Consider the following 15,885-nt stretch of genomic DNA (forward strand, 5'->3'; position numbering starts at 1 on the left):
CCGGATCCCGGCGAGGCCCCGCGCCGGAGGTCAGGCGCGGTACGCCTGGATGTCCGCCCGGTACGCGGCGGGCGCGTTCGGGCCGATCGGGCTCGTGCTCAGCGCGGACCGGATGTAGGCAGCCGGCTCGTCGAAGTACGACTCGAACGCGAGGTCGGCCGCGTGGGCGTTGAAGAAGCCCAGGTAATCGCGGATGTAGAGGGGGTTGTCGCCGCCCGCGTTACCGGCCCACTGGCAACCGCCGGTGTTGCACGCCACGCCCCACTCCGGCACCGCGAACGGCTTACCGTTCGCCTTCGCGTACGCCAGCGACTCACCCAGCAGGTCGTTGAGGTGCACGGCCCGGTTCGCCGCGTTGGTGGCCGGCGGCCAGGAGTCGTACGAGTCGATGCCGTACACGTCGACCAGCGACTTGACCGCCTGGAACACCGCCCGGCTGCAGTTGTTGCACGTCTGGTCGCCGCCCTTGTTCGGGTTCCAGACGATCCGCAGCCCCGGCGCCGCGGCCTTCATCCACTGCACCGCCTGCACGAACGAGGCCTGCCAGGTGGCCCGGTTCGCGTCCGTCAGCGCCCAGTACGAGGCCGGCAGGTTCATCTCCCAGCCCAGCCGCACGTACGCGTTCGGGTCCTTCGTCTCGATGACGTCCGCCAGGTTCCGCCACTGCGCCTGGGTGCCCGTACTGCCGACGCTGTTGCTCCCCGGCCACAGCGGCACCGTCATGACCAGGTCGTCCCTCGCCGCGTCGAAACCGGTCGGCAACCCGTCCGCGATCCACTGCGGATTCGACAGCGTGGTCCAGTTGTCCCGCGGCGGGAACAGCACCACGTTGTCGACCGGCGCGCCCCGGAACGCCGCGAACTGGTCGGCCCGCGCGGTGGACTGCTCCTGCGGGTTCACCCCCGAACTCCACGGCAGCCCGCTGGCCCGCTCGGACGTCCCGGCCGGCGTGCCGGTCTCGACCCGGTCGAAGCCGATCGACCGGCCACCGGCCGAGGCCGGGTTCTTCCGGTTCGTCAGCGTCAGGACCAGCGTGTGGTCGCCCGCGCCGAGACCCGCCGCCGCGTACACCTCGACGGTCGAGGTGGACACCGCCGGCGCGTAGTAGTCGACGTCGACCGGCGTGCCGCCGTCGACGGACACGCTCGCGACGTAGCCCCACGGCTCCTTCATGCCGAACAGCCGGACGCTGTCCCCGGAGAACCGGACGACCGCGGTCGATCCGGGCGTGCTGGTCCACTTGAAACTGCCGTCCGCCGCCGTCGCGCAGTTGCCCGCGCAGTCGCTCCATCCGGACGAGAACACCACCTGATCGATCCCGGTCCCCTGCGCCGTGTCCTCGATCCGGGTGACGGCCGCGGCCGCCGGGCTCGCCTGCACACCGAGGCCCGCGGCGACCAGCACCGCCGCCGCCGACTCAACCCATCCACGTCGATTCACATGCACTCCCTGACTCGTACCGTGTCAGGAAGCAGTCATCCACGGATGCGCACATTTCCCGCACATCCCCCGCACACCCACCGAGGACTGCAGAGACAGGTCAAACCCGCCGGTGAGCGGCCCACCTTCCGGTCCAGGTCGCGAGGTCGTGCACCCATCGGTCGGTAGTCCGCTGGGACCTGGCCGACCACTTCGCCGCGCCGTGCAGCGCGAAGTCGTTCAGCACGCCCTCGCCGGCCCTCGACCAGTCGGGAAACTGCGCGAGCCACGCCTCGGCCGCCGCGGGGGTGTGCCCGCTGCCGATCAGCCACTGGACGAGCATCGCGAGTTCCACCCACGGCGCCGCCCTGGTCGCGTACGCCCAGTCGACGATCCGCAGGCCACCCGGCGTGACGATCAGGTTGGCCGGATTGAGGTCGGAGTGCACCAGCGCATCACCCCTCATCGAGGGGTGATCCCAGCCGAGCCGGCCCGCCGGCGTGAACCAGGTCCCCTCCGGCGCGGGCGTCCTCCGCAGGGCCTCCAGCGCTTCCGCGAGCAGGTCGAGGTCCGGGCTGCCGGGAGACAGGTCGGGATGCCGGCCGTCGAGGTGCTCGAAGCCGGCGACCAGCCAACCGCCGGACTCGAAGTACCACCGGACCGCCGGCGGCCACAGATCGACAGACCCGGTGACCGCCAGCTCGTACCGCAGCGACCGGACGCCCGGATCGGCGGAGGCCGCCTTGACGAACACCTTCCCGTCCGGGCCGGTCACACCCGAAGCGATCTCCGCATGGTCGCCGCTCACAGCCGACGTCACGCTGAAGGCCCCACCCACCCGGTCGGCGATTTCCGTGATGACGGCCTCAGGCAGGACCGACCAGGCGCTACGCATCATCCACCTCCCGTCGATCAGGCCACGCCCCGGCCGGGCCGCCGCGAACGCAACGACCAGCAGGACTCCGCCTCGCCGCCCCGACGGCCGACGTGGGCGTGCGGTGGTGACCTCCTGCCGGGCACCGACGTAACCGACGAGCTTGCCGAACACCGCGCCGTCCAGCAGTTTGCCGGTCTCCTCCCCGTCGGGGACGCCTTTTGCCCCGCGTGAGTCGGCCGAGCCACGCCGGCGGCACCGCACTGTCTCCGGAACAAGACCGAATCACACACGCCACCACCCACCACCGCACGCACGCAACCCACCGCACGCAACCACCACACGCACGCAACCCACCGCACGCAACCACCACACGCACGCAACCCACCGCACGCAACCACCACACGCACGCAACCCACCGCACGCAACCACCACACGCACGCAACCCACCGCACGCAACCACCACACGCACGCAACCCACCGCACGCACGCGACCACCGGCCCGTGGGGCCTCCGGGGCTCGGCCCCGGAGCAGAATGACGACCGCCCCCGGTCCGCGCACTCGGCGGACAGGGGGCGGCCAAGGTCGTGGGCGCAGCTGGGTTCGAACCAGCGACCCTTCGCTTGTAAGGCGAATGCTCTTCCGCTGAGCTATGCGCCCGGGATGATCCGGTGGGCGTCAGCCTACCTTGCGGTGGTGTCCGGAGCCGAGTGAGGCCAAGGCCTCGCGCCAGACGGACTGGTCGCGGGGGCGGGCGCGGTCCTGGCGCTCCGCGAAGCGGATGATGCCGTCGCGGTCGATGATGAAGGTGCCGCGGTCCGCGGTGCCGCGCTGTTCGTCGAGGACGCCGTAGGCGCGGGCGACGGCGCCGTGTGGCCAGAAGTCGGCCAGCAGCGGGAAGGTGAAGCCCTCGCGGTCGGCCCAGACCTTGTGGCTGAAGATCGAGTCGACGCTGACGGTGAGCACCTGGACGGTGGCGTTCTGGTAGTCGTCGAGGCGGGACTGCAGTTCGTGGAATTCGCCCTGGCAGGTGTTGGTGAACGCCAGCGGGTAGAAGACCAGCAGGACCGATGCGCGGCCGCGGTACGACTCGAGCGCGACCTCCTGGTTGTTCTGGTTCCGGAGGAGGAAGCCGGGGGCCTTCTCGCCCACTTCGATCATGGTCGCCGACCTTCTGTCGCTGGACACGCCTCGCCGCGACGGCACGGGCCCGGTGCCGCCGCGACGGTGAAACCATCCGGCCGCCCGGGGCGGGCGACCGGCAAGCTTGTCTACTTCTTGGCGCGGACGGTACGCGGCGTAACGAGCCGCGCGGCGGTCCAGTCCTTGCCCGCGTTCACCGTCGAGGTCTGGGTCAGACCCGCGGTCGGTGCCGATTCGCTGATCTCACTCGGTTCCACGTGGCCGTCCCTGCCCGCCTTGGGCGTCAGCAGCCACACCGTTCCGGCGTCGGCCAGCGGGCCGAGCGCGTCGGTGAGCAGCTCGAACAGGTCACCGTCGCCGTCGCGGAACCAGACCAGCGCCACGTCGACGACCTCGTCGGTGTCCTCGTCGACCAGGTCGTTGCCACTACGGTCGGCCAGGGCGTCGCGGAGATCGTGGTCGACGTCCTCGTCGTACCCCATCTCCATGACCACCATGCCCGGTTCGATGCCGAACCGGTCCGCCAGGCTCCGTACGCCGTCGGCGGCCTGACCAGCGGTCGCGCTCACTGTTGAGTGCCTCCTTGTCTCCTGCTCATCCCTCGGCCGCCGGACGGCGGCTGCGAGGTCTCCCCCAACATTTCCGATGACCGGTAGTCCACACAGTTACCGGCTCCGGCGCAAGTGGCACACCGAGCCTTCCGCCCGTGACTTTCCAGCTCATCGGGATACATAGTGTCACGGGGCCAGCAGGGCCTGGGCACCTTGGGCGATGGAGTCCTCGGAAACGAGCACCTGACGGGCCGCCGGGCCGAGCGGGATGAACGAGTCGACGGACGCGACACGCCGTGCGGCGCCGACGAATCCGGCGTCCACGAGCGCGGCCAGCACGCCCTCGCCGACGCCGCCGGAGCGCCTGGTCTCGTCCACGATCAGTACCCGGCCGGTGGCGGACGCCTCCCGGATGATGTCGGCGACCGGCAGCGGCGCGAGCCACCGCAGGTCGACCACGCGGACGCCGTACCCGGCGGCGGCCATCCGGGCCCCGACGCGCAGGGACATCCGTACCCCGTTGCCGAAGGTCAGGATCGTCAGGTCCTCGGCGGAGCCGAGCGGGTAGACGCGGGCGCGCCCGATCGGCACGTGCGCGGCGTTCCAGCCGCCCGGGGCCGCGTAGGTGGCGAGCCATTCGCCGTCGCCCTCCGCGTAGAGGTCACGCGTGTGGTAGAGCGCTATCGGCTCGACGATCGCGACCACCGAGCCGTCCGTCTGCGCGGACGCCAGCGCGGTGCGCAGCATCGGCGCCGCGTCCTCCGCGCGCGCCGGCACGGCGACGACCAGGCCGGGGATGTCGCGGAGCACGGCCAGCGAGTTGTCGTTGTGGAAGTGGCCGCCGAAGCCCTCCTGGTAGCCGAGTCCGGCGATCCGCACGACCATCGGGTTGCGGTACGCGCCGCGGCTGAAGAACTGCATGGTGGCGGCCTCGCCGCGCAGCTGGTCCTCCGCGTTGTGCAGGTAGGCGAGGTACTGGATCTCCGGGACCGGCAGCAGGCCGGCCAGCCCGGCGCCGAGGCCCAGGCCGAGGACGGACGTCTCGTCCAGCAGCGTGTCCAGCACCCGGTCCCGGCCGAAGCGGTCGGCGAGGCCCTTGGTCACGCCGTGGACGCCGCCCTTGACGGCCACGTCCTCACCAAAAATGATCATCCCGGGGTACGTCAGCGCGGCGTCGGCCAGCGTCGCGTTGATGGTCTGGGCGAGCGTGAGCGGCCCGCGCGTCTCCGGCAGCCGGTCCAGCGCCGACGCCCGCGCGGCCGCGCCGGGGCCGGTGGCGAACGAGGCGGCCTCGGTGATCGCGTGCGCGGTCCGCACCGGGCGGCGCGGCGCGATCGGCGCCATCACCTCGGCCGCGGTGGCGAGCTTGGACTCGCCCAGCACCTCCTCGGCGACCTTGCGGACCAGCCAGCCGATCTCGTCGTACCGTCCGATCAGCTCGGCGGGCCCGGCCAGCCCGGCCTCGACCAGCAGCCGCGCGGTGCCGACCAGCGGGTCCCGGGCGACGTCCGCGGCCAGTTCGGCCGCGGTGCGGTAGCCGATCTCCGCGTCCGCACCGGCGTGCCCCATCAGCCGGACCAGCTCCAGGTGCAGCACGGCCGGCCGGCGTTCGGTCCGCACGTACGCGGTGGCCTCGGCCGCGGCGTCGTAGGTGGCGGCCAGGTCGCACCCGTCCGCGTGGAAGTACCGGATGCCCGGCCGGGTGGAGAGCAGCGCCGCGACCCAGCCCTCCGGCGACGGCACGCTGAGGCCCAGCCCGTTGTCCTCGCAGACCAGCAGCAGCGGCACCTTGGCGCCGGAGTGGTCGGACCAGCCGGCCGTGTTGAACGCGGCCTGCGCGCTGGCGTGGTTGATCGAGGCATCGCCGAACGAGGCGACCACGATCGCGTCCGCGGGCCACGGCGAGACCGGCGCCGGCCGGGACGGGCCGGTCCGTTCCACGGATGCCAGGTGCCGGCCGTGCTCGATCGCCACCGCGGTGCCGACCGCGCGGGGCAGGTGTGACGCGGCCGTGGACGTGGTCGGCACCACGTGCAGCGCCGCGTTGCCGAAGACCTTGTGCCGGCCGCCCGCGATCGGCTCCTGGCTGGACGCGACCACGCCGCGCAGCACGTCCCGGGCCGCCTCGGCCAGCGAGACGCCGTCGTCGTGCTCCGCGGCCGCGTGCCGGGGCCCGGCCCCGAGCGGGGACTCGCCGCCGGCCGCCTGGACCGCGCGGGCGCAGTAGAAGCCGCCGGAGCGGTAGTGCAGCAGTGCCGGGTCGGTGTGCCGGACCGCGGCCGCGACCGCCGCGTTGCCCTCGTGGCCGGACGAGCCGATCGTGTGAAACCCCTCGCCGAAGCTGCGCAGCCAGCGCGAGGCCAGGTCGAGGTGACGGCTGGTGAGCTGGGCGTCGAAGAGTTCGAGGGCCCGGGCGCCGGTCAACCCGCTGCCGTCCCGGACGGGGTCGGCGGACGTCCGCCGCTCGTCCGGCTTGGTCAGCGCGCCGACCGCCTCCCGGAACCGCTCGTCGAGATCTTGAGGGGTGGTCACCCCGAAAGCATTACCGACCCGTGCCGTCGGGGGCCACTCGAACGGTCTGATGGAGACGGTTCACTCACGCCACCCGTCCAGCTCGACGCCCTTGCCGATCTCGGCCCGGAATCCGAACACGACGGTCCGCGTCTCGCCGGCCGGGACCTGCAGTCGCCAGGTCAGCTCGCCCATCTCGGTGCGCTCGGCCGGTGCCGGGTCGAACCGGGTCTCGCGCACCGCGATCGCCTCGTCCCGGGACACCGGCAGCTGGTCCAGCACCGTGACCTGCGCCGCGCGGGGAGTGTGGTTGCCGATCGTGATCGTGTACTCCGCCTCGCGGCGGCGGGTGGCGGACAGGGCGGCCTTGGTCGCGGTGCGGCGGGTCTGCTCGCGCTCCACCCGCACCCGGTCGTCCACGCCGAGCGCCAGTTCCAGTTCCTCGCCCGGGGCCCAGGGCTTCAGCCGGGTACGCCCGACGAAGTCGCCGCCGTGGAACACCGCGGCCGGGCCGGGCAGCAGCGTGTGCTCGCTGGCGTTGGTCACGGTGGCCCGCAGGTAGGCACCGGGGTCCCGGACCGGCGCGGTCACGTGGTCGAGGCGGGCGGGCAGCTCCAGCGACGCGACCACGGCCCGGTGCGAGGTCCCGTCCGCCGGCACCGCGACCGGCCGGGCCGGGCGGTAGGTGGCCGCGGCCGGGCCCTGCTCCACGGTGGCGACCGCCTCCACGACCTTGGCCCGCGCCATCGCCGGCGCCGCACCGGCCGCCATCGGGGGTCCCGTGACGTCGTAGGACGCCCCGTAGACGGGCATCGGCGCGGGCGGCATCGGCGGCGCCGGGCGCCACCGGTCCAGGAACCAGGGGTCCAGGTCGGGCACCGCCACCAGGCTGGCCGGGCGCGCGGTGGAGAGCCGCAGGTCGGTCTCCGGCCAGTCCTCGCCGGTGTGCTGCGACACCAGCCCGAACCAGGTCAGCGTGAGCGTGTCGCCGTCCGCGTCGAGCCGCACGTCGTAGCTGGACTCCCAGGACGCGCCGTGCGTGACGTAGGACAGCTCCAGCTCGACCGCGCCGGTGTGCGCCATCTCCAGCGCGACCATCGCGACCAGCCGGTCCGGCGCCGTCTTCTGGTGGAGCACGTCCAGCTCGCGGTGCACCGCGGCCAGTTCCTCCTCGAGCCGCTCCCGCCGTTGCGCGGCCGCGCGCTGCCGGGCCTTGCCGGCCCCGAGCTGCTCGGCCAGCGAGTCGCCGAAGCCCGCGATCGCGGCGGGCGCGGCCGTGCCCTCGGCCAGCGCCTTCGCGTAGCTGGTGCCGGCGCGGCGGCCCAGCTCGTGCAGGAACTCCGCGCGCTCCTGCTCGATCGCGTCGTCGTCGTCCAGCTCGCGCCGCGCGTCCTCGAGCGCGCGCCGCCGCTCCTCCAGCGTCACCACCTCGGGGTCCGCGCTGCGGGCCGCGTAGAACGTGGTCACGTCCACGCCGAGCACGGTGGCCGCGCCCCGACCGCCGACCCGGACCGAGCTCGCGTCGACGGACGCCGGCAGCGGGCCGAGCGGCACGGTGTGATCGCCGGCGGGCAGCCGCACGGTGGCCTGCCGGGTGACGCGGGCGCGGTCCGGGTAGACGATCACGCCGGTGATCGTCGAGTCGGCCGGTGCGGCGGGGGTGACGTCGCTCATGCCGAAAATCTAGCCGGGCAGGAACGAGAAGCGGACCTGGCGCTCGGGGTTGTCGCCGTTCGGGTCGACCAGGCAGATCGACTGCCAGGTGCCGAGCGCGATCCGGCCGTCGAGCACCGGCAGCGTGGCGTGCGGCGGCACGAACGCGGGCATCACGTGGTCCCGACCGTGGCCGGGCGAGCCGTGCCGGTGCCGCCAGCGGTCGTCCGTGGGCAGCAGGTCGTCCAGCGCGGTCAGCAGGTCGTCGTCCGAGCCGGCGCCGGTCTCCAGGATCGCCACCCCGGCCGTGGCGTGCGGGACGAAGACGTTGAGCAGACCGTCACCCTGATCTGCGACGAAACGGGCGGCTTGGTCCGTGATGTCCGCGACGGCGGGGCGGCCCCCGGTGCGGACGGTGATCACCTCGGTGCGCATGACGCGCAGTCTCCCACCCCGGACATCTGCCTCGTTAAGCGGAAGTTACCGTGCGGTATCTGTGTCAAGCATCGCGTCTGACGGTGGTAAGCGTGACGCCCCCCGTCATACGAGGCAGGATGACCGGAGAGACTTATCCCACAGATAGACCGATTCCATCTACCCTGAGGAATGCCCGTGGCCACGGAACGCAAGCGCCCGGTCATCAGCGATGGCCTACCAAGCCAGCTTCCGGACATTGACCCCGAAGAGACGAGCGAGTGGGTCGAGTCGCTTGATGGAGTGATCGACGAGGGCGGCGCCAAGCGTGCGCGCTACGTCATGCTTCGACTGCTGGAGCGGGCGCGGGAGCGTCAGGTCGGTGTGCCGCCGCTGACGTCGACCGACTACATCAACACCATCCCGCCGGAGCAGGAGCCCTGGTTCCCCGGCGACGAGATGATCGAGCGCCGGATCCGCGCCTACATCCGGTGGAACGCCGCGATGACGGTGCACCGCGCGCAGCGCCCGGAGATCGGCGTCGGTGGCCACATCTCGACGTACGCGTCGTCCGCCAGCCTCTACGAGGTCGGTTTCAACCACTTCTTCCGCGGCAAGGACCACCCGGGCGGCGGCGACCAGATCTACTTCCAGGGCCACGCGTCGCCGGGCATGTACGCGCGCGCCTACCTGGAGGGGCGCCTCTCCGAGGACACCCTGGACGGGTTCCGCCAGGAGCTCTCGCACCGGGGCGGCGGCCTGCCGTCGTACCCGCACCCGCGCCTGATGCCGGACTTCTGGGAGTTCCCGACCGTGTCCATGGGCCTCGGCCCGATGAACGCGATCTACCAGGCCCGGTTCAACCGCTACCTGCAGCACCGCGGCATCAAGGACACGTCCGACCAGCACGTCTGGGCGTTCCTCGGCGACGGCGAGATGGACGAGGTCGAGTCGCTCGGCGCGATCGGCCTGGCCGCCCGCGAGGAGCTGGACAACCTCACCTTCGTGGTCAACTGCAACCTGCAGCGCCTGGACGGGCCGGTGCGCGGCAACGGCAAGGTCATCCAGGAGCTGGAGTCGTTCTTCCGCGGCGCCGGGTGGAACGTCATCAAGGTCGTCTGGGGCCGGGAGTGGGACCCGCTGCTCGCCGCGGACACCGACGGCGCGCTGGTGAACCTGATGAACACCACGCCGGACGGTGACTACCAGACGTACAAGGCCGAGTCGGGTCTGTACGTCCGCGAGCACTTCTTCGGGCGCGACCCGCGTACCCGCAAGATGGTCGAGGGTCTGTCGGACGACGAGATCTGGGGCCTGAAGCGCGGCGGTCACGACTACCGCAAGCTCTACGCGGCCTACAAGGCGGCGACCGAGCACACCGGCCAGCCGACCGTGATCCTGGCGAAGACGATCAAGGGCTGGACGCTCGGGTCGCACTTCGAGGCGCGCAACGCGACGCACCAGATGAAGAAGCTGACGCTGGACGACCTGAAGACGTTCCGCGACCGCCTCTACCTGGACATCTCGGACAAGCAGCTCGAGGAGAACCCGTACCTCCCGCCGTACTACAAGCCGGCCGAGGACTCCGAGGAGATGCAGTACCTCCAGGAGCGGCGCAAGGCGCTCGGTGGTTACCTGCCGTCCCGGCGGACCGTGGCGAAGAAGCTGGCGATCCCGCCGACCGAGACGTTCGGCGACATCAAGCGCGGCTCGGGCAAGCAGAAGGTCGCCACCACGATGGCCTTCGTCCGGCTCCTCAAGGACCTGATGAAGGACAAGGAGTTCGGCAAGCGCTGGGTGCCGATCATCCCGGACGAGGCGCGCACGTTCGGCCTGGACTCGCTCTTCCCGACGAAGAAGATCTACTCGCCGCACGGCCAGAACTACACGTCGGTGGACCGGGAGCTGTTCCTGTCGTACAAGGAGGCGACGACCGGCCAGATCCTGCACGAGGGCATCAACGAGGCCGGCTCGGTCGCGTCCTTCACGGCCGCGGGCTCGGCGTACGCCACGCACGACGAGCCGATGATCCCGCTCTACATCTTCTACTCGATGTTCGGGTTCCAGCGCACCGGCGACGGCTTCTGGGCCGCGGCGGACCAGATGACGCGCGGCTTCGTGATCGGCGCCACCGCGGGCCGCACCACGCTCAACGGTGAGGGCCTGCAGCACGAGGACGGTCACTCGCTGCTGCTCGCGGCCACGAACCCGGCGGTCGTCGCGTACGACCCGGCGTTCGGGTTCGAGATCGCGCACATCGTCGAGAACGGCCTGCACCGGATGTACGGCGAGAAGCAGGAGAACATCTTCTACTACCTCACCGTCTACAACGAGCCGATCCTCCAGCCGGCCCAGCCGGACAACCTGGACGTGGAGGGCCTGCTCAAGGGCATCTACCGCTACTCCCCCGCCCCGGCGGTGGACGGCGACGCCCCGAAGGCGGCGATCCTGGCCTCCGGCACCGGCATGGGCTGGGCGCTCAAGGCGCAGCAGCAGCTGGCGCAGGACTGGGGCGTGGCCGCGGAGGTGTGGTCGGTGACGTCCTGGACCGAGCTGCGCCGCGACGCGGTCGAGGTCGAGGAGCACAACCTGATGCACCCCGGCGACGCGCCGCGCAAGCCGTACGTCCAGGAGAAGCTGTCCGGCGTCGGCGGCCCGGTCGTCGCGGTCAGCGACTTCATGCGCGCGGTGCCGGACCTGATCTCGCGCTGGATCCCGGGGTCGTACACGTCGCTGGGCACGGACGGCTTCGGCATGTCGGACACCCGGCACGCACTGCGCCGCCACTTCCACGTGGACGCGGAGTCGATCACGGTGGCCACGCTGCGCCAGCTCGCGCTGGACGGCAAGGTACCGGCCGCGGTGCCGGTGGACGCGGCCCGCAAGTACGCGATCGACGACGTGCACGCGGCGCCGGTCGGTGAGACCGGCGGCGATTCCTGACGCACGGCCGTAGAACACCCCGCCGCCCGGTTCCGTCCGGGCGGCGGGGTTTTTCATCTACAGCATTCCGCTCATAATCGGACAAGATCCGCCGATCTGGTCGGTCATGCGCGTGGGATGGTTGCAGAACGGGTTCCAGCTCCGGCACAAGCTGCTGCTGCTCGGCGTGGGCGGGGTGGTCGTCACCGCCTCGATCCTGGTCGGCGTCGGCGCGTACGAGTCGGCCTCGTTCCAGGAGACCACCGAGGAGAGCGTCAACACGCTCACCGACGAGAACCTCACCGCCGTCAGCGCCGGCATCACGCAGCTGGTGAAGGCCTCCGGCGACACCGTGCAGAACCAGGTCAACCGGGACATGGCCACCGCGAACACGGTCCTGGCCAACGCGGGCGGCATGACGCTGGACGGCGGCCAGACCGCGTCCTGGGAGGCCACCAACCAGGTCACCCAGGCGAAGACCACGGTGTCGCTGCCGCGCGCCGAGGTCGCCGGCCAGTGGCTCGGCCAGAACCGCAACCTCGCGACCCCCACGCCGCTGGTCGACGACATCACGCAGCTGATCGGCGGGTACGTCACCGTCTTCCAGCGCATGAACGAGGCCGGTGACCTGCTGCGCGTCGCCACGAACGTGAAGGCGGCGAACGGCAACCGCGCGATCGGCACGTACATCCCGGCGAAGAACGCGGACGGCACGGACAACGCGGTCGCCGCCGCGATCAAGTCGGGCAAGTCCTACCGCGGCGTGGCGCAGGTGGTCGGCACCTGGTTCATCACCGCGTACGACCCGGTCAAGGACGCCGACGGCCGGGTGATCGGCTCGCTGTTCTACGGCGTGCCGCAGGCCGAGGCGATCCAGGAGCTGACCAGCACGATCGCGGAGACCCAGGTCGGCCGCAACGGCTGGGTGTCGGTGCTCAGCGCCGGTGCCGCCGACCGCGGCCGGGTGATCGCGTCCAACATTCCCGAGGCCGTCGACCAGACGCTGCTGGACGCCACGGACGCGGACGGCACCGCGTACGTCGACGAGATCATCACCCACGGCGTGGAACTGGGCGCGGGCGAGAACGCGACCGCGACGTACCAGCTGGCCGGCACGAGCGACGACGCGGTCGCGGACACCCGGACCGTGGTCACCTACTACGAGCCGTACAAGTGGGCGATCGCGGTCGGCGGTTACCTGCCGGACTACTCGGCCGCGATGACCAAGGTCGACGAGGGCCGCAGCGAGATGCTCACCGCCTTCATCATGGTCGGCCTGATCCTGGCGATCGGCGGCGGCGTGCTCGCCTACGTGCAGGCCCGCCGGATCTCCCGCCGGGTCGGCGACCTGACCGGCGCGCTGGCCGGGCTGGCCGAGCGCGACCTGACCGTCCGGGTGGCGCCCTCCGGCGGCGACGAGATCGCCAACATGGGGCACGCGCTGAACACCGCGGTCACCGGCCTGCGCGAGCTGATGAGCGAGGTCACCGACGCGTCCCACCAGGTCGCGCAGGCCGCGAGCCGGGTCGCGGACGTCGGTGGCGAACTGGCCTCCGCGTCCTCCACCGCGGCGGCCGAGGCGGGCGTGGCCGGCGAGACCGCGGCGGACGTCTCCCGCGCGGTCTCCACGGTCGCGGCCGGCGCGGAGGAGATGGGCGCGTCGATCAGCGAGATCTCCAGCAACGCGCAGGAGGCCGCGTCGGCCGGCCGGGACGGCGTGGGCCTGACCAAGAAGGCCGCGGACGTGATCGACGAGCTGCGGGTGTCCAGCGAGAAGATCGCGGACGTGGTGAAGCTGATCGCCAGCATCGCGGAGCAGACCAACCTGCTGGCGCTGAACGCGACCATCGAGGCGGCCCGGGCGGGCGCGGCCGGCAAGGGCTTCGCGGTGGTCGCCGGCGAGGTCAAGGAGCTGGCGCAGGAGACCGCGCGGGCCACCGAGGACGTCACCGCGCGGGTGTCCGCGATCGACGCCGACACCTCCAAGGCGGTCCAGGCGATCGAGGCGATCACCGCGACGATCACCCGGGTCAACGACTTCCAGAACGCGATCGCGGCCGCGGTCGAGGAGCAGGCCGCGACCACGAACGAGATGGCCCGCAACATCGGCGAGGTGGCACAGGGCAGCGAGCAGATCGCGGCGACCATGAGCCGGGTCAACGACACCGTCGAGACGACCCGGGGCGCGGTGGGCACGTCGCAGGACGCGGCCAGCGCGCTCAGCGGCACCGCGGGTCACCTGCAGACGCTGGTCAGCCGCTTCCGCCTCTGAAGGATCAAAATCAGCGCACGGTACGTCGTACGAGCCCGGACCCCCGCACCGAGGGACCGGGCTCGCGCGGTTCCGGCACGCCCGCGCCCCGATCCGCGTCGCGCGCGGCGAGGTCGCCGTCCCGGCGCATCCGGGTCGCGAACCCCTCGTCCAGCCGGCGCATCCGGGCGTCGAGGCCCTCGGCCCGCGCGGGGGCCTCCTCGTCGGCGCGACGCATGCGGCCGGCCGCGAGCACGGCCAGCGAGCGGTCCAGGCGGTTCGCGATCCGGCGCACGCCGAACAGCCGCAGCGCCACGCCGCGCCAGAAGCCGCCCGGCCGGTGCACCCGGATCAGCCGGACCAGCGTGCCGTCCCCGTCCGGGCGCAGCTCCACGTGCAGTTCCGCGCTGACCCGCGCGATCGGCACCGGCGGTGGGTCACCGGGCGCGTCCGCGTCCGCGCACTCCCGCCAGGCGATCAGCGAGGGCTCCCGGTAGGCGATGATCCGGGCCCGTACCTCCGCGCCGGTCTCGCCGGTCATCCGGCGGCGGGCGCCGTGGCCGTCGCCGTCCTGCTCGCACCGGGCCACGCCGGCCAGCCAGCGCGGCAGCGTCTCCGCGCACCGCACCACGTCCCACACCGCCTCGGCCGGCGCGCCGACGCGGCCGTGCCGTTCCACCACGACCATCCGGCGCCGCCTTCCCCTGGTCACCTCGCTGGGACAAACGGGAGCTTAGGCGCATGCCGGTAATTTCCGGTGGGGTTCCGCACGGCGCGCCGAACGACTACAGTCCGAGCAACTTTCACCTTCTGCCGTCGTGCGGATCATCCGCCCGGCGCCCGGCGAGCGGAGGTGGCACCTGACCACCGTCGATCCCACGCCCACGTCGCTGCCGACCGCGCTGGCCGAACCGACCGCCCGCGTGCACCGCACCTGGATCCTGCTGCTGTTCGGCGCGAACCTCGGTCTCTGGATGGCGTTCTTCACGCCGATCCAGGTGCTGCTGCCGCTGCAGATCGAGCGCATCGCACCGGCCGGCAAGGAGGCCGCGCTCGCCTGGGTGATGGCGGCCGGCGCGTTCGCCGCGATCATCGCGAACCCGCTGGCCGGCGCGCTCTCCGACCGCACCTGCCTGCGCGTCGGCGGCCGCGAACTGGGTCGGCGGCACGCGTGGACGTTCGGCGGCACGGTGCTCGCCGCGATCGGCCTGCTGCTGCTGTCCCGGCAGCAGACGCTGCTCGGCGTCGCGCTCTGCTGGACCGCCGTGCAGATCTTCCTGAACGCCATGCTGGCCTCGCTGACCGCGGCCGTCCCGGACCGGGTGCCGGTCGCGCAGCGCGCCGCCGTCTCCGGCTGGGTCGGCATCCCGCAGTCGCTCGGCCTGGTGGTGGGCGCGGTGCTGGTCACCGCGCTCTTCACCGGCACGGTCAGCGGCTACACCGCGGTCGCGGTCGCGCTGCTGGTGCTCGGCCTGCCGTTCGCGCTGCGTACCGCGGACGACCCGCTGCCGCGCCACCACCGCCCGCCGCTGTCCCCGCGCACGCTCGTGGCCCAGATGTGGATCAGCCCGCGCCGGCACCCGGACTTCGCCTGGGCCTGGGGCACCCGCTTCCTGGTCCAGCTCGGCAACGCGTTCGGCACGCTCTACCTGCTCTACTTCCTCACCGACGGCGTCCGCCATCCCGACCCGGAGAGCGGACTGCTGATCCTGATCCTGCTCTACACCGCGGGCATGATGACCACCGCCGTGATCTCCGGCCGCGTCTCGGACCGGTCCGGCCGGCGCAAGGCGTTCGTCATCTGGTCCGGCGTCGAGATGGCCGTGGCCGCGCTGATCCTGGCGATCTGGCCGACGTTCCCCGCCGCGATCGTGGCCGCGGTGCTGCTCGGCGGCGGCTACGGCGTCTACCTGGCCGTCGACGCCGCGCTGATCACCGAGGTGCTGCCGGCCGCCGCTAGCCGCGCCAAGGACCTCGGCGTCATCAACATCGCCAACGCCGCGCCCCAGGTGCTCGGCCCGCTGCTGTCCGCGCCCATCGTCGTCCACCTCGGCGGCTACCCCACGCTCTACGTGCTGACCGCGGTGATCACGCTGGTCGGCAGCGCGCTCGTCCTCAAGATCCGATCGGTTCGCTGATCACCTAC

At 72.0% G+C, this 15,885-nt stretch carries 11 protein-coding genes and 1 tRNA gene; 3 read left to right on the forward strand and 9 right to left on the reverse strand.

Annotation, left to right across the window (positions count from 1 at the left end):
• Positions 1-30: 30 nt before the first annotated feature.
• The 8 genes from J2S44_RS10165 to J2S44_RS10200 form a co-directional block, all read right to left on the reverse strand.
• Positions 31-1,440, reverse strand: a complete 1,410-nt coding sequence (locus tag J2S44_RS10165) for a hypothetical protein (protein WP_310411155.1) — start codon at positions 1,438-1,440, stop codon at positions 31-33.
• A 100-nt stretch (positions 1,441-1,540) separates the two neighbouring features.
• Positions 1,541-2,239: a phosphotransferase family protein gene (locus tag J2S44_RS10170; RefSeq protein WP_310411158.1), complete on the reverse strand. Its 699-nt coding sequence runs from the start codon at positions 2,237-2,239 to the stop codon at positions 1,541-1,543.
• 643 nt (positions 2,240-2,882) lie between these two features.
• A tRNA-Val gene (locus tag J2S44_RS10175) sits at positions 2,883-2,954 on the reverse strand.
• Positions 2,955-2,972: 18 nt separating this feature from the next.
• The gene (locus J2S44_RS10180; protein ID WP_310411160.1) at positions 2,973-3,455 is read right to left on the reverse strand and encodes a peroxiredoxin; all 483 of its coding nucleotides are present in this window, start codon (positions 3,453-3,455) and stop codon (positions 2,973-2,975) included.
• Positions 3,456-3,565: 110 nt separating this feature from the next.
• The gene (locus J2S44_RS10185) at positions 3,566-4,006 is read right to left on the reverse strand and encodes a DUF3052 domain-containing protein (protein WP_310411163.1); all 441 of its coding nucleotides are present in this window, start codon (positions 4,004-4,006) and stop codon (positions 3,566-3,568) included.
• A gap of 168 nt (positions 4,007-4,174) precedes the next feature.
• A complete protein-coding gene (locus J2S44_RS10190) occupies positions 4,175-6,520 on the reverse strand; it encodes a thiamine pyrophosphate-dependent enzyme (protein WP_310411165.1) in 2,346 nt (781 codons plus the stop codon).
• 60 nt (positions 6,521-6,580) lie between these two features.
• Positions 6,581-8,173, reverse strand: coding sequence for a DUF4139 domain-containing protein (locus J2S44_RS10195; protein ID WP_310411168.1), 1,593 nt, complete (start codon positions 8,171-8,173; stop codon positions 6,581-6,583).
• Between the two features lie 9 nt (positions 8,174-8,182).
• Positions 8,183-8,587 carry a YjbQ family protein gene (locus J2S44_RS10200; RefSeq protein ID WP_310411171.1) on the reverse strand — a complete coding sequence of 135 codons (405 nt, stop codon included), beginning with the start codon at positions 8,585-8,587 and terminating at the stop codon, positions 8,183-8,185.
• Between the two features lie 177 nt (positions 8,588-8,764).
• Here J2S44_RS10200 and aceE point away from each other — a divergent pair, with 177 nt between their 5' ends.
• The gene (aceE, locus tag J2S44_RS10205) at positions 8,765-11,509 is read left to right on the forward strand and encodes a pyruvate dehydrogenase (acetyl-transferring), homodimeric type (protein ID WP_310411174.1); all 2,745 of its coding nucleotides are present in this window, start codon (positions 8,765-8,767) and stop codon (positions 11,507-11,509) included.
• Positions 11,510-11,615: 106 nt separating this feature from the next.
• Positions 11,616-13,760, forward strand: coding sequence for a methyl-accepting chemotaxis protein (locus J2S44_RS10210; protein WP_310411177.1), 2,145 nt, complete (start codon positions 11,616-11,618; stop codon positions 13,758-13,760).
• Positions 13,761-13,770: 10 nt separating this feature from the next.
• Here J2S44_RS10210 and J2S44_RS10215 read toward each other — a convergent pair whose 3' ends face one another.
• Positions 13,771-14,427, reverse strand: a complete 657-nt coding sequence (locus J2S44_RS10215) for an SRPBCC family protein (protein WP_310411180.1) — start codon at positions 14,425-14,427, stop codon at positions 13,771-13,773.
• A gap of 172 nt (positions 14,428-14,599) precedes the next feature.
• Here J2S44_RS10215 and J2S44_RS10220 point away from each other — a divergent pair, with 172 nt between their 5' ends.
• A complete protein-coding gene (locus J2S44_RS10220; RefSeq protein WP_310429572.1) occupies positions 14,600-15,877 on the forward strand; it encodes an MFS transporter in 1,278 nt (425 codons plus the stop codon).
• Positions 15,878-15,885: the final 8 nt, after the last annotated feature.

The organism is Catenuloplanes niger, from assembly GCF_031458255.1.
In the GTDB taxonomy this organism is placed as follows: domain Bacteria; phylum Actinomycetota; class Actinomycetes; order Mycobacteriales; family Micromonosporaceae; genus Catenuloplanes; species Catenuloplanes niger.

Coding starts and splice junctions, on each gene's coding strand:
- J2S44_RS10180 (WP_310411160.1), bottom strand. CDS start 3,455: ATGATCGAAGTGGGCGAGAAGGCCCCCGGCTTCCTCCTCCGGAACCAG.
- J2S44_RS10195 (WP_310411168.1), bottom strand. CDS start 8,173: ATGAGCGACGTCACCCCCGCCGCACCGGCCGACTCGACGATCACCGGC.
- J2S44_RS10200 (WP_310411171.1), bottom strand. CDS start 8,587: ATGCGCACCGAGGTGATCACCGTCCGCACCGGGGGCCGCCCCGCCGTC.
- J2S44_RS10210 (WP_310411177.1), top strand. CDS start 11,616: ATGCGCGTGGGATGGTTGCAGAACGGGTTCCAGCTCCGGCACAAGCTG.
- J2S44_RS10215 (WP_310411180.1), bottom strand. CDS start 14,427: ATGGTCGTGGTGGAACGGCACGGCCGCGTCGGCGCGCCGGCCGAGGCG.